At 60.6% G+C, this 13,470-nt stretch carries 18 protein-coding genes; 9 read left to right on the forward strand and 9 right to left on the reverse strand.

Annotated features, from left to right (window positions below):
- Positions 1-125 precede the first annotated feature (125 nt).
- The 7 genes from VXJ25_RS09565 to VXJ25_RS09595 all read right to left on the reverse strand — a co-directional run bounded on the left by VXJ25_RS09565 (position 126) and on the right by VXJ25_RS09595 (position 7,952).
- The gene (locus VXJ25_RS09565; RefSeq protein WP_330958991.1) at positions 126-1,619 is read right to left on the reverse strand and encodes an ATP-binding cassette domain-containing protein; all 1,494 of its coding nucleotides are present in this window, start codon (positions 1,617-1,619) and stop codon (positions 126-128) included.
- Positions 1,620-2,120: 501 nt separating this feature from the next.
- Positions 2,121-2,558: a DUF2442 domain-containing protein gene (locus VXJ25_RS09570; RefSeq protein WP_330958992.1), complete on the reverse strand. Its 438-nt coding sequence runs from the start codon at positions 2,556-2,558 to the stop codon at positions 2,121-2,123.
- An 11-nt stretch (positions 2,559-2,569) separates the two neighbouring features.
- Positions 2,570-2,824 carry a DUF4160 domain-containing protein gene (locus VXJ25_RS09575; protein ID WP_330958993.1) on the reverse strand — a complete coding sequence of 85 codons (255 nt, stop codon included), beginning with the start codon at positions 2,822-2,824 and terminating at the stop codon, positions 2,570-2,572.
- A 708-nt stretch (positions 2,825-3,532) separates the two neighbouring features.
- Positions 3,533-4,417, reverse strand: coding sequence for a radical SAM protein (locus tag VXJ25_RS09580; RefSeq protein WP_330958994.1), 885 nt, complete (start codon positions 4,415-4,417; stop codon positions 3,533-3,535).
- 88 nt (positions 4,418-4,505) lie between these two features.
- Positions 4,506-4,814, reverse strand: a complete 309-nt coding sequence (locus tag VXJ25_RS09585; RefSeq protein ID WP_330958995.1) for an ArsR/SmtB family transcription factor — start codon at positions 4,812-4,814, stop codon at positions 4,506-4,508.
- A gap of 362 nt (positions 4,815-5,176) precedes the next feature.
- The gene (locus VXJ25_RS09590) at positions 5,177-5,746 is read right to left on the reverse strand and encodes a hypothetical protein (protein WP_330958996.1); all 570 of its coding nucleotides are present in this window, start codon (positions 5,744-5,746) and stop codon (positions 5,177-5,179) included.
- Between the two features lie 1,234 nt (positions 5,747-6,980).
- Entirely contained in the window at positions 6,981-7,952 is a 972-nt protein-coding gene (locus VXJ25_RS09595) for a CGNR zinc finger domain-containing protein (RefSeq protein ID WP_330958997.1), read from the reverse strand.
- 103 nt (positions 7,953-8,055) lie between these two features.
- On the opposite strand from VXJ25_RS09595, the gene VXJ25_RS09600 reads away from it, so the two are divergent.
- The gene (locus tag VXJ25_RS09600) at positions 8,056-8,769 is read left to right on the forward strand and encodes a DUF4417 domain-containing protein (RefSeq protein ID WP_330958998.1); all 714 of its coding nucleotides are present in this window, start codon (positions 8,056-8,058) and stop codon (positions 8,767-8,769) included.
- A 27-nt stretch (positions 8,770-8,796) separates the two neighbouring features.
- On the opposite strand, the gene VXJ25_RS09605 is transcribed toward VXJ25_RS09600, so the two are convergent.
- Positions 8,797-8,928, reverse strand: a complete 132-nt coding sequence (locus VXJ25_RS09605) for a hypothetical protein (RefSeq protein ID WP_330958999.1) — start codon at positions 8,926-8,928, stop codon at positions 8,797-8,799.
- On the opposite strand from VXJ25_RS09605, the gene VXJ25_RS09610 reads away from it, so the two are divergent.
- From VXJ25_RS09610 to VXJ25_RS09635, 6 genes are read left to right on the forward strand one after another with little or no spacing between them, the layout of a single operon-like run.
- A complete protein-coding gene (locus VXJ25_RS09610) occupies positions 8,927-9,226 on the forward strand; it encodes a hypothetical protein (protein ID WP_330959000.1) in 300 nt (99 codons plus the stop codon). The two genes, VXJ25_RS09605 and VXJ25_RS09610, sit on opposite strands and share 2 nt — an antisense overlap.
- Before the next feature lie 9 nt (positions 9,227-9,235).
- Positions 9,236-9,610 (forward strand): hypothetical protein, encoded by a 375-nt coding sequence (locus VXJ25_RS09615; protein WP_330959001.1) that lies wholly within the window; start codon positions 9,236-9,238, stop codon positions 9,608-9,610.
- Entirely contained in the window at positions 9,600-10,154 is a 555-nt protein-coding gene (locus VXJ25_RS09620; RefSeq protein ID WP_330959002.1) for an RNA 2'-phosphotransferase, read from the forward strand. The genes VXJ25_RS09615 and VXJ25_RS09620 overlap by 11 nt, the downstream gene beginning before the upstream one ends.
- Positions 10,155-10,166: 12 nt before the next feature.
- The gene (locus VXJ25_RS09625) at positions 10,167-10,295 is read left to right on the forward strand and encodes a hypothetical protein (protein WP_330959003.1); all 129 of its coding nucleotides are present in this window, start codon (positions 10,167-10,169) and stop codon (positions 10,293-10,295) included.
- Between the two features lie 48 nt (positions 10,296-10,343).
- On the forward strand, positions 10,344-10,691 hold the full coding sequence (locus VXJ25_RS09630; protein WP_330959004.1) for a hypothetical protein: 348 nt from the start codon (positions 10,344-10,346) through the stop codon (positions 10,689-10,691).
- A 4-nt stretch (positions 10,692-10,695) separates the two neighbouring features.
- Positions 10,696-10,797: a hypothetical protein gene (locus tag VXJ25_RS09635; RefSeq protein ID WP_330959005.1), complete on the forward strand. Its 102-nt coding sequence runs from the start codon at positions 10,696-10,698 to the stop codon at positions 10,795-10,797.
- Positions 10,798-10,953: 156 nt separating this feature from the next.
- On the opposite strand, the gene VXJ25_RS09640 is transcribed toward VXJ25_RS09635, so the two are convergent.
- Complete coding sequence (locus VXJ25_RS09640) at positions 10,954-11,343, reverse strand: winged helix-turn-helix transcriptional regulator (protein WP_330959006.1); 390 nt, start codon at positions 11,341-11,343, stop codon at positions 10,954-10,956.
- Positions 11,344-11,467: 124 nt separating this feature from the next.
- Here VXJ25_RS09640 and VXJ25_RS09645 point away from each other — a divergent pair, with 124 nt between their 5' ends.
- Both VXJ25_RS09645 and VXJ25_RS09650 read left to right on the forward strand, forming a co-directional pair.
- Positions 11,468-12,154: a DsbA family oxidoreductase gene (locus VXJ25_RS09645; protein ID WP_330959007.1), complete on the forward strand. Its 687-nt coding sequence runs from the start codon at positions 11,468-11,470 to the stop codon at positions 12,152-12,154.
- Positions 12,154-12,783 (forward strand): MBL fold metallo-hydrolase, encoded by a 630-nt coding sequence (locus VXJ25_RS09650; RefSeq protein WP_330959008.1) that lies wholly within the window; start codon positions 12,154-12,156, stop codon positions 12,781-12,783. Before VXJ25_RS09645 ends, VXJ25_RS09650 begins: the two co-directional genes overlap by 1 nt.
- The last annotated feature ends 687 nt before the right edge of the window (positions 12,784-13,470 follow it).

Raw genomic sequence — 13,470 nt, forward strand, 5'->3', positions numbered from 1 at the left:
TGCGGCGACTGCCAGCCCCAGCTCCCGGGTCGCCCGGTGAAGGCGAGGAAGAAGGGCGTGAAGGGAGCGAAGAGCGTTGCTGCCTAGGCTAGCCCCTTGTCACACAAACTACCGAAGCCTCAAACTTATTCGTCGGCGACTTGCAGTCTCATCCCATTCTCGCCTCGCCTTGTCTCCCATCCAATCTGCGTGACCGCCTCCGATAGCTGCTCATCATGCGTGACCAGCAGGAACGCGCCAGGAAAACCAATCAGCATGCCCTGAAGCGCTTCGATGGAGCCCATATCGAGATGATTCGTCGGTTCATCGAGCACGAGGAGGCTGGGATTCGTAACAAGCTGCTGCGCGAGCATGAGTTTGCGGAGCTCTCCAGGACTCAAATCGTCTCCATCGAGCAGTTTATCGGGGTCGGAATTCAACCGTGCCACAATCGAGAGGACGCGACCCTTCGTCTCTTGGTCCTGACCTCGTAGTCGTCTCAGGGCCCGCCCGCGTTCTTCCGATCCGACGTTCTGGGGAACGTACGCCACTTTGACGGTATCGGGGACAGATTCAATGACGCTTCGTACCACCAGGCTCTTTCCCGTTCCGTTCGCGCCAGTCAGCACCACGTGATCCGTTGGCGAGATCCAGAGCTCTGGCACGTCTATCGAGAAATCACCGGCGGTCAGCCGCGTCGCCTCTAGGTGCACCACACGGCTCGAACGCGCGGCAATGCCAAACGCGCCGAGAGTATGGTCGTATCGCTTCGAGACGACTCTCTTTGAGAGCTCTCCCTCGACCTTTGCCAGCCGTCCACTCATATTGGACGAGAGCTTGCCAGCCACGCCGTCCTTTCCTGAGACTATGGCGCGTCCGATCCTCTCCCGTGCGTCACTGTCGTGCTTGTCCAGGTTGTGCTTGCTGCGCTTGCCCTTCTGACGCGCCGCCTCCTCGCTTCTGCGCTGGGCTTCCGCCTTCAAGCGCTTCGCTTCGCGGGCAGCCTTCTCGCGGTCCCTGATTGCAGCAGAGCGCTCGATGGCCGCTTGGCCACTCGCTTTCGAGTACCCTCCCGGTCGCATGGTCCAACGCACCCCCTCGCACATCAGGCTCTGGCTCACAAGGCTATCCAGCAGAGCCCTGTCATGCGAGATGAGAATTCCGATGCCGCCGAATGAAGCGAGGGCTTCCCTCACGATGTCGCGTGTCACGATGTCGAGGTCGTTTGTCGGCTCGTCCATGATGAGGACTTCCGGTCGCGCATAGAGCGCGCATGCAATCTGGAGCCGCTTCTGCTGACCCCCAGAGAGAGTACCATAGCGCCAGAACCAGTCGTCTTCGACGCGAAGCAAATCCCTTGCTCGTTGCGCCTCCTTGCCCCAGTCCGATGCGAGGTCGAAGAGATTGTCCGGTTCCTGGGTCGAGTCCTGCTGGCAGTACGCCGAGAACAGCTTCGGGCTCACCGTTCCGGAATCTGGCGCGATGGAGTGCGCGGCGATACGGGCAAGCGTGCTCTTTCCGCATCCGTTATCGCCGATGATGCCCGTCCATCCCGACGGGAACGTGACGCTGATGTCATCGATGGCGGCCGATACCGTACCAGGGTAGGTATAGCTGATGTGATTGAGATTCAGTTGCATGGCGAGCTCCTTCGAGGGGAGATCGCGCAGAGGGCCAGGCACGCGATGCATGAACTTGAAACAAGAAGATACTGAAGCGATGCGGCACCCTGAAGCGCGACCGGATTAGCAGAATGGTCGTATGGGGCGCCCGAAATGGGCATCGCTAGTTCTTCATCTAACCTGACCTAACTCGAAGCGGCGCTTGCCAAAGGCCCCGCTGATGAATTGTAGCCAAGCATTATAGCGTGGCTCTGACCTGGATGCAAAGCGGATTTGCAACCAGGCGAAGAACGCCCTAACGACGCATCCCTGACGCTGTCCACACAATGACAGGTGTTACGTATTTGGTCGAAACCTGCGCGACGACCCTTCGATGTCGCCCCCGTGCAAAGCGAGCGGACTCCAGCAAGCCTTTGGGACTCGTGGCGCTTCTGCGCATGCTCCACGTCCCCCATCGGCGGCAACGATACACGCTCGACGTCATCGGGCCCAACACTTGGCAGTTAAGAAGGCTGCAGATCATACGCCGACAGGCTCGCCGTACTCGCGCACCATAGCATCGCGGTTGACGACCCACTGTTTCCCGTACTTGCGGGCGTCCACCCCCGGCACTATCTTTCCGTACGCGATGGCCTTGCGCAGCGTGGATTCGCTCAAGCCCCAGAGCTCGCTGGCGTCAGAGAACGACATGAGCCCGTCGAAGGGTGTCGCCACTTCCACCCCGTTATCCCACAGCTCGTCGCAGGAGAGGTCAAGCTCGTCGTTCCAGATGATGCCGTAGCCGCCTTGGTCCACCTCGACGCAGTCGAACAGCGTCTCGTCCTCCAGCGCCTTGAAGGCGGGGAAGCGCCGCTCGAGCGGAGCCACGTCGTAAATCTTCGTGGTGCCGTTGGCGAACTGCACGCTCAGCTTCAGACCGGGCAGAGCGGAGACGTCCTTTACCTTGTGGAAGTTCATCGCATGCCTCCTTAGTCGAGCGGGTCGAGCTTCTTGAACTCCTGGGTCTCCCACATCTCAAGGAGCTCGGAGCGGTGCATTCCTATCCACTCGCGCACCATGTCAGCAGCGCGTGTGGGCAGGTTTCCGTCGATTAACTCGCCTGTCCTGATATCAATGGCTGCGGTGTCCTCTCCGTAAATCGCGTGCACGTGCGGCGGGTTGTGCTCCGATCCCAGGAAATACATCCGGATAACTATCCCGTAGAACCTTGCGAGCGTCGGCATCTAAGCTCCTTTCGTTTCTGCCAATATATCACGATACCGTGATAATATCGAGAGGCTGCAGCATATAGAGAAAACTCCCCGCCTCGTGAGCGGAGAGCCGTTTTCCAAAAAAATGAGACCGGAAGCCACTAGTTTCCGCTAGATGCTAATAGGATGCACCAGCTGGACTTACTCACACTCAATAGTTCCAACTTTTCCGAATCGTGTTTCCACGTCCAACTCGTATTAAACCATGCTGCCACGTCCGGGAAACCCCGTGGAATCCCGGTTCTGGGTGGTAGCCAGCAATGGGGAGCAAATGCCTTATGTATGGGGAGTAAATGCTCTGACCTGCGGAAACGGATAGTAGCCAGTCCGCGATTTCGAGCAAGTGGCTACCACCCCGAAAACGGCCTTCCGAGGGCGTTTCCCCTCGAATATGGGGAGTATCCCATCTGCCTGAGGAAACGATGATTCTGACGGGCTGCTTTTCACCGAACTGGCTACCATCCCGACAATCTTGCAGCCTGCAATTATGAAAGCACCTCCGAAACCAATTGTCGACGCCGATCCTGTATGCGTCCATTTCCCTCCGATCGGTCGTCTCTCATTGGAGAAGTGGCGCAACGCGGGCCGGTAACAGGACGGCGTACGCGTCCCCGACAACACCAGGGTGGTGCAACAGACAGCGCACGTTAAAACGGAGCCGTTCAGTCACGATTTCCGGCGTCAGATCGTGCGCATCATCGCCCTCCTGCGCGAGAGCCTCCGCTCGTCGTCCTCCGAGAAGCCGGCGATGGCCTTGTCAAGCGCGGCCAGGCACTCCTCGCGGTCGGCCGGCAGCTCGGCGACGAAGCCGATGGAGTTGGTGACCAGGCGCGTGTCGACGACGATGGGGTTCTCCAGCGCGGCCACGAGCGCGCGGAACTCGCGGAACCGCTCGAGCTCGCTCATGGGCTCGAAGTCGCCGCGAGCCACCTCGGCGCCGAGCTCGGAGTCGGGGAAGATGGTGACGGTCGTGAGGTACATGAACCGCGGGCGGATTTGGTTGAACACCTCCGCCGAGCGCGCGGCGGTCTCCTCGGCGCGCCCCGCGCCGGCGATGCCGCCCAGGTAGATGCAGTTGTAGGGCAAGTCGGCCTCGTCGAGCTTCCCGCACTGCTCCACGATGTCTTTTGCGGTGTAGCCCTTGTTCACGTGCGCCAGCACCTCGTCGTCGCCCGACTCGATGCCGATCATGATGTCTGTGTAGCCCGCGTCGTGCAGCGCCCGCAGGTCCTCGACCGACTTGTTGCGCATGCTGTCGACGCGCGCGTAGGTGGAGATGGTGGCGCCTGGCAGGTACTCGTGCACGAGCGCGGCCAGCTCGAGCAGTCTGCGCGTACTCATGGAGAACGGGTCGCCTCCCGCCGCCCATATGTGGTCGGTGCCAGGGCGGAAGTGCGCGATCTCGGCGAGGTCGGCGCGCACCTGCTCGAGCGGCGCGGGATGGAAGGGGTGGCCCTTGTAGTAGGTGCAGAACGTGCACGAGTCGTGCGTGCAGCCCACCGTCACCTCCAGCATGACGCTCCCCGCCTCGTAGGGAGGCCTGATCACCGGTCCCGTGTAATGCATAGTTTCGTCCTCATTAAGACTATATATCGTGATATGTCGATGCGTTATGGCATGCCAAGATGCTTTACCGATTTGTCCGGTTGCGGCGTCAGAGCTCGCCTCCCACGAACCGGGCCAGCTCGGCTATGGCCTCCTCGTTGCGGCGAAAGTAGGTCCACTTGCCGTGGCGCTCGGAGAGCAGCAGCCCGCAGCGCTGCAGAACGTCGAGGTACTGCGAGGCGGTCGACTGAGAGATGCCCGCCTTGTCGCGGATGGAGCCCACGCACACCCCGCCTTTCAGGTCGTCCGGCACGCCGGGGTGCCCTCCCTGCTCGGGGAAGTTGGCCTCGGGGTCCTTCAGCCACATGAGGATCCGGAGCCGCGTGGGGTTCGATAGCGCCTTGAATGTCTCGGTCATGTCCATGGGTACATCATATCGTAATACCGCGATATGTCAACACATTTTTCGCCCTCCGCCCCTTCCGGGCGGGCCGAGCCTGTGACGTCGTTGGATGGCGTGCGATCAAGGTTCATTACCAAAGAATTGAAAACATTACACCTAAATAGGCTACTCCCACTCAATCAGGAAAGCGTGGCTATGTCGGGTCGGGGTAGTCGTGTGTGCGCACTCGTATCCACGCTGTCCGCCATGGTTCTGGCTATCCCCTCTGTGGGCATCAAAGCGACGTCACGGGACCCTTTCCGCACCCGTGACGCACCTCACTTCGAGTCGGGCGACGTCATGACGTCATCCGACTGCGTTTGCGCTGGTAAGGATAGCTAATCCAGCAGGACAAACTCCCTCTTGACCACAGCATGGTACTTGCCGGCTCCCCTGTTCCAGTCCTTTTCGGTGTCCCGGATGAACTTGCGCGCATCGCTGGTAACGCACGCGCTGAGGAAGACCTCGAACCAGACGTTGCGGTCGACGACGAGGTCACCCTTCTCGAGATGGAAGATGACGGCCTGCGTGAACGCGAAAGTGTTGGTGACCTCGTCGTCGCGCATCATCTCGACGGTATCGTTCACCACCTCGACGGAGAGGACAGTCGAATCCACAACGATTGACTTGTTCTCGGGACCACTAACCAAGTCGCCCAGGTCAAGAGGTCCTGTGGCGCGCTTTACCCGCATCGTGCCAACCTCCTCCAAACCCATGCCCGCCTCGAAGGAGACATCGGCTGATTCGAAGAAGTCCGAAATGTCCACAGAGGCGTTGGCGAAGTTGATCCTGACCGCACCGTAGTAGTCGCCCGGTCCGAGGGGATTGCCTTCAAACGAGTCGATAGTCTCACCTATGCCCGTCCGGAGCACATCCAGCTCGTCTACGGTGAGGGTCTTGTTGGTCATGTCACTCCGGGACTGCGGCAGAATTCTTATACCTGTCAGGCTAGCACGCAGCTCCCTTGGCGAGCAGCGCATCCATCTGTACCGCCCATCGGCACACGAGAATGGCGGAGAGCAGACGGCGAGCACCCAATCGTCCAAGTCGCATGTCACGCGAACGTCGATGACCCCCGTCGCCCTGAGCTCAAAGAACCTTGACTCGTTCCTTCCAGACATAAGGCAGCCCACCTGACTACACGCGTTCTGCGTTGCCATTGCGAACACTCTCTCCATGCGCTTTTCGACCGAGTCTGAGGATGTCGGCAATCATCGAGACATCACCATCTCAACGTAGTCAGGGGCGAGGGCCAGGCCGTAGCGCCGAAAAAGGTAGACATCCTGCGAGTCCCACGCTCACCTCTCGACGCAGTATGCCTTCATGCGCACGTTCACATAAGCAGCTTGGACGGGGCCATATACATGGCCGTCATGCCGGGAGACCTCAAGGGACGTCATGTACTTAAGAATTCTTCTCCTTCCAGGCTTCCTCGCGGCGCGGGAAGTCCGGAGAGCGCTTGTCGTACGATGCGGCGAGTCTCGGATTAGCCATGACAACCTCGAATCATGCTGGGGGAGCGTACTTCTATGGTATTAGGTAGGTCGGACACAAATTCATCCGTTAGTAGCCCGGAGAATGGTACAGATTTGCACCATCACCTGCGGACACGCCGAGTCGTGACGTCGCTCACCATCCATGACGTCGTTTTGACGTCATCACGAACGGCTTTTCCTCATGCAACCACGCGCCAACCTTGCTGACGTTCGTCAAGTGTTGCCACGTTCTCGCTCGTCCAACCTGTCCGCACAAAACTGTTCGATTGTTGGCAACAGTCAGCATTCGAGAGCAGGAATGGGCTGGTCAGAGGCCACGCGTACCTGCCTTACCCAAGCGCTGGCAACTCCATCTCGCGTTTGGCTAACAGGCACACGAGCCCCCTCAGCGCATCAAAAAGGCGCCCCGGGACCACGTCCGGAGCGCCTGGAGAATAGCACAATTCTGTAGCCGTGCTATTCCCACTCGATCAGAGAGGCGTGGCAGTGGCGGCCGGTGGCGGTTCGGGATGCTCTGGCGTATCCCCTGTCTCCACCATGGTTTCGACTATCCTCCATGCGGACGTCAAAGCGACGTCACGGGTGCCGCCGTGGTACTCATGACGTCACCCGACTGAATTTCCACTGGTGGCGAGGCTGAAAGACCTCATGCGTGTCTTGCGGCATACCTGAGGCGCTTAGCCCTCTCCTGGCACTCCGGGCAGCAGTACTTGGTGTCCAGGCGCCTCCCCATCTCCCTGGGGGTGAACAGCCGGTTGCATTCCGGGTTCGCACACACCCTGTATGCCTCGTTATTGAGGAGTCCTCGAGCAAGCTGGGCGAACACCGCGGTTATGAGGTCGCTCACGTTGGAGTGGGAGTCCTTTCCCTTGTCGTCGATTGTTACCAGCTCAATGCTCGGGAAGAGGTTCGGAAGGAAGTGGGCGACGTATTCCGAGGAGATCTTTGCCAGGGCCGCCTCTCGCTTGGTCATGGTGGGAAGGTCGTCACGGAGAACCCGTGTGGTGTTCCGGATGGCCGCCTGGGCATCAAGTACCGCGAATATCGCCTCCTGAAAAGATACGGCACCCAGCTTTATGAGCTCTCGGTCGTAGACGTACTCCTGGTCAGGGACGGAGTCGTACAGCTCTGCGGACGCCAAGATGCCCTCCAGCTGGTGACGGTAGTAGCCTGCGTTCGCTCCCGAGAAGACGTTGTGGTCAGGCTCGGGCCTGAGTGACTCTCGCATTCCCGTCCCAGATGGCTTTTGCTCTCGTGCCCCCTTCACGATGCCATACCTGCGTTGGAACGCGAGAAACTCCTGTATGTTCGAAGGATTGAGCCTAAGGAACTCGTGGCAGTAGAAACCCTCTGGGAGCTCGATGGTCTCGTGTCCTCGCTCCTCGTCGATGAGGTTTAGGTTGAGGCAGAAGTAGCAGGCCTTCAGGTCCTCCTCCGTCGGCATCACCTTTTTCCTAGGACCAAACTCGTCGAAGAAGTCCATCGTGCCCTTGCCTCCCGTCCATACCGGAGGTGTCGGAACACGAATGCCCGTCGTCACCGGGATCGACGAGAACATGAACTTGACGTCAGCCTTGATGGGTTCGTCAAGCGGGTCACGCTCAGCTTCTTCGCACATCGACGCTCCTAACTATATCAGGTAACTAGTTCCTAGTATCTTCTAGTAATAGCCTCCAAGTCAAACGGGAATGGTCCCGCGATCCGAAGATTGGAGGCTTACCGTGAAAGAGAACATACGCAAGGGCTGCAGGGACGTCTGGAATGCCTTCATGGTTGATGGCGCCATGTTCTGCGACGGGGACATCCCCCTCTGCCCGACTACCGCCACCACGCTTCCACGCGACATGGTCACATGGGGGGAGGCGAAGGCAATCTACGACCAGTGCATGGCGACCGGGGACGTCGACTTCCATTTCGATGCGTTCGTCTGTTTCTTCCTCGATGACTGGAAGTTTGATGGCAGGGACGGCATCTGGTTCGATTACAGGCGCACTGAGCAGGTCCTGCGCCACTTCGCCGGGGTCATCACGCCCGACTTCTCCACCAGTCAGGATTTCCCTAAGCCCTGGAAGACCTTCAACACCTATCGCATGAGGGCATATGGCTACTGGCTCGGCAGGCTCGGTTATCAGGTCATCAACAACATAAGGTGGGGCACTGCCGAGACGTATGCGTACTGCTTCGAGGGCATCCCGAAGCACTCCGTCGTCTGCATCGGCACCGTGGCGAGCGGCCTCAGGCTCGTCAGGAATCGTCTTCTGTTCGAAGCAGGCTTGAGGGAGATGATCCGTGTCCTGGAGCCCCACACCGTCATCGTTTACGGCTCCGCCAACTACCCTCCCCTCCGCCTCCTCCACGATGCGGGCGTCCGCGTCGTCCAGTTCGACAGCGCGACCAACAGGCGCTTCAGCAAGATCGGTGTCGCCGATGAGTAAGCCCTCTTCCGGCCACTACGTCGGCACTTACGGCAGCAGGAAGCCGACCACCCCAACAGCACCGAAACGGCCGACGAGGCGGCCGCAGAGTTTACCGGCCACCGACATTCGATTCAGCCAGACATCCGTCAACGGCAGCCAGGAGATCATCGACAGCATGAAGAGGGACGGTTGGAAGGGCAATCCCATCGACGTCGTGACTATGGACGACGGTGGCATGACGACGCTCGACAACACCCGCGTCGTAGCCGCTCGTGCCGCCGGCATCGACGTTCGAGCCATCGTTCACAGCTACGACGAACCGCTCCCCGACGCAGATACAGTCCAGCGTTTTACCACCAAGAAGGGCGTGCCGAGAACTTGGGGTGAGGCGGTCGAGCTCCGCGTCGGGAAGCAGAGTGGCCGCTTCCGCAGGAATCATCCGAGGGGCTCCTATATTATTGACAAGGTCCGTTAGGAGGACAACATGGAACTATACGACGCGACAGAGCTCTACGAGGGCTTCGAGTACCCGGCGGGCATCCACAAGGTCGTCGAGCTCGGGCTCGTCGACCTCGACTGGTGGTGGATCCTCGAAGCCGCCTTCGCGGGCGACTACGCACGTGGCATGGCAAGGCGCTACCCCGAGCGCAAGCTCATCCCCTTCGCCAAGCGCTCCGACAGCGACGACGTCGCCTGCTTCGAGATGGACAAGCCCGGGAAGGTCGAGATCATCCACGACTTCGCAGACCCCGGCTGGGAACAGCGCGAGGAGTACGACGACTTCTGGTCATGGTTCGAGGCCGCCGTTTCCGATATGGTCGCGCGCGAGCGCGAGGAGGAGGCCGAGGGTGAACTCTAGGCTCGCCCAGATAAGCAGGGAGGTGTCGTACGCCCTCAGGCACGCACCGCAGGAGTACGGCCTAAAGCTCGACGGGAAGGGCTTCGTCCCCGTCGAGGCCCTCCTCGGCGCCCTCAACGCACGGCACCCCGCGCGACGCGCCGTCGTTCGTGAGGACCTGGAAGAGATCATTGCAATCTCGGACAAGAAGCGCCACGAGATAGTAGGCGACCGCATCCGCGCGCTCTACGGACACTCAGTACGCGATAAAATCGAGCGCGTCCCCTCGGCTCCGCCTGAGGCTCTCTACCACGGAACCAGCCACAAGGCGCTCGAATCCATCCTCGATGGTGGCCTCCTGCCCATGGGGCGTCAGATGGTGCACCTCTCCGCTGACGTCGAGATGGCCGAACAGGTCGGAAGGCGCAGGGACGGACATCCCGTGATCCTGCAGGTGGACGCCAGTGCGGCACATTCCGATGGCCTCGAGTTCTTCGAGGGCAACGATCGTGTGTGGCTTGCCGCGAACATCCCCGCGCAATACCTGTCGGTCCTGTATTCATAGCTAGCCACCGAAATGAACAAGCGCTATTTCTTCAACATCTCAATCCGCGGCATGGTCTCATACTGTGTCTTGTGCCTCGAGAGCTACGTCTTGGAGGCCTACGCCGACCACGACTTCGCTTCCGTCCTGCGCCTCGCATAGGACATCATCGGGCCTGAGGGGTACATCGACCAGAGTGCCGACCGCTTCATGGAGGCCATCCCCGAGTACCTCTTCAAGTTCGACGACTACGACGAGGCCGAGCTCGAGTACCTCACGAGGGAGGAGTTCAACGAGCTCAGGGGGCTGCTGGACCCCGACGACCAAACGCTTGACCTCCTCATGCATCGCATCAACGACGTCGCGATGTGCTACGCCTACGTGGCAGTGGCCAACCCGCCGAGGGATGCGCTCGACCTCGTGCATGACGCAATCGACGCGCTCCGCGTGCACGGCATCGCCCTGCCAGACTTCAAGCTCGTGAGGGACCTTTCATTCAACGAGTACGACGGCTGGGGAGCGCACGTCAGCCCTGAGAGGCTGTCTCGTATCCTTTAGGCTCTTGGCACTCGGATACCTAGGCGGCAACGGCGAGGAGCGGAAACGGCGCCTGGGCTCGTACTACTCCATCGTGCAGCGGCGCGTGAACGAGATGCTGATATGAGGTCGAGGCTGCAGTGGCTCGGCGAGCAGGTCGAGTGGTTTCTCGGAATCCTGGGGTGTCTGTTCCCGCCGGTCGTTTTGCTGCCGCTCATACCGATCTTCGAGCTCTACGACGATGTGCGTAGGGCATACGAGGATAGGTAACGCGGAAGGCCGGTCAGCGGACCTGGGCCACGCCGAGCCGCTCGCGAGCCTCACGCATCTGCTCCGCCTCCGCCTGGCTGAACTCGAACTCGGCCTCGCTCCAGTCCCACATGGCCTGCAGAAGCGGCCTGAAGCTCTCGCCCCGGCGCGTCAGCCGGTACTCGACGCGCGGGGGCACCTCCTGGTAGTCCACGCGCTCCAAAAAGTCGTCTGACACGAGCTCCTTGAGCTGGCGCGACAGCGTTGACTCCGACACGCCCCGCAAGCACCTGCGCAGCTCGCCGAAGTGCCGCACGTCCTCGAGCGCAACGTAGAACAGGATTTCTATCTTCCACTTACCGCCGACCACGCGCTGAAGAGACGAGATGGCTGGGCACCAGCTGACATTTCGACGTTCGCCCATGGCGCGCTCCTTGATGTAGGTTGCAGTACTCCAAATAATGTCAGTACTTCTCAATTCGAACCGATAGGCAGACAGTATACCCGAAAGCAAAATGGCGCAACCAACCGCGAGCGAGGAGGAAAACATGAAGGTCACCTACTGGTCGGATTACGCGTGCCCGTACTGCTACATCGGAGAGACGCGGCTCGGGAAGGCCATCGCCTCCCTCGGGCTCGAAGGCGAGGTGGAGGTGGAGATGCGGGCGTTCGAGCTGAACCCGGATGCTCCCCACGAGGTGGTCGGCCCCACACTCGACCGCTTCGCCGCGAAGTACGGCCTTTCCAAGGAGGAGGCGCAGGCGCGCATCGAGGGCATCAGCCAGATGGGCCGCAGCGAGGGCATCGAGTTCAACTACGCCACCACATTGAACACCAACATGCTCGACGCGCACCGCCTGACCAAGCTGGCGCACAGCCTAGGCAACACGCGCTTCGAGGGGCTGTGCTACGAGGCGTACTTTGTTAAGAACGAGGTCATGGCTGACCACGGGGTGCTGCGCAAGCTGGCCGCCGAGGCGGGGCTTCCCGAGGCCGACGTGGAGCGTGTGTTGGCGTCAGACGAGTACGAGGACGAGGTTCGCGCCGACGAGCGCGACGCCTACGCGATGGGCGTGCACGCCGTACCGTTCTTCGTCGTGGACAGCAAGTACGCAATATCGGGCTGCTATCCGACCGAGGAGATGGCGCGCGTGCTCGAGAGGGCGCACGGCGAGTCGCTGGCGGAAGGCGCCGCGCAGGGCATGGCATGCGGCCCAGAAGGATGCTCGCTCTGATGGCAGTCGAGGTCTACCCGCTGCTGGCGAGGGGCGTCTTCGCCACCTTCGGCTACTTCGTGATCGACGGCGAGACGGGTCGCGGCGTGCTCGTCGACCCGGGCACCCAGCCAGGTCTCTTCCTGTCTGCCGCGCGCGAACGCGGCTGGAAGATCGACGCGATCCTGCTCACGCACGGGCACTTCGACCACATGGGCGCCGCCGGCGAACTTCGCGACGCTTGGAGCGCGCCGGTGAGGGCGCACGAGCTGGCGGACCGGTACCTGCTCGACCCGCGGCTGAACCTCTCGGCAGGGCATGGGGCACCAATCACGCTGGCCGGAGCGTCGAAGCTCTCGGGCGGCGACCGCATCCCCGTCGGCGGCATCGCAGGCGCGCTCGAGGTGCTGCACGTCCCCGGCCACACAGACGACTCGTGCGCGTTCTGGTGCGAGCAGGGAGGCTTCGCGCTCGTCGGAGACACCGTCTACGAGGGCGGTCCTGGTCTGACCGTGTTCCCGACAGGTGATGGACCCAGGCTGCGCGAGAGCATACGCAAAAGCATTCTCGCGTTGCCTCCCGACACCATGCTGCTGTCGGGGCACTCGCGGCCGATGACTGTGGCGATGCTCGCCGCTTCGATGCGATGAAGATGGCGGAAGGCCGCCTATCGAGCGATAGACGGCCTTCTTCCTTGCTATGTGGGCTCGGAACTAGCTGAGCGGCTCCAGCTCGCGGTAGAGCGGGTCTCCGTCGCCCACGAGCACATCCCACCACCACTGGGGGCTCTCGACGCCGGAGTTGCAGAGCATGTCCAGTAGCTTGACTCGGAACTCGGGCGGTAGCTCTGGAAGTCCTCGCGCATCGCGTCGAGCACAGCCCCGCTTGTGCTCATCATGTCGTTGCAAATCTCCTTCTTCTCTTCCAGGCTGTAGCTCTCCGGCGAGTACAGGCAGAGGTCCGCCCGGAAGTAGGCCATGTCCTCGGCTTAGGTGAGTTCGGCCATCTTGGTTTCGTTCATCGTGAGTTCCTTTCATCAAATGTTGTTCTAAAACAAGAACACCCCTGCGAGATCCCATGGACAAATCATCCCGCTAGGAGTGCTATTTTTCGTGAAAGAGTGGTGTGCCGAAAATCTCGACACACCACTATTGAACTGCGAAAACGTTGTTTTTTGGGGTAAACCGTGAAAGAGTGTTTTGCCCTCAGTTTTATGAGGCTTCGGTAGTTTGTGTGACAAGGGGCTAGCCTAGGCAGCAACGCTCTTCGCTCCCTTCACGCCCTTCTTCCTCGCCTTCACCGGGCGACCCGGGAGCTGGGGCTGGCAGTCGCCGCAC

Origin of the sequence: Olsenella absiana (assembly GCF_036408855.1) — a bacterium.
GTDB lineage: Bacteria > Actinomycetota > Coriobacteriia > Coriobacteriales > Atopobiaceae > Olsenella_K > Olsenella_K absiana.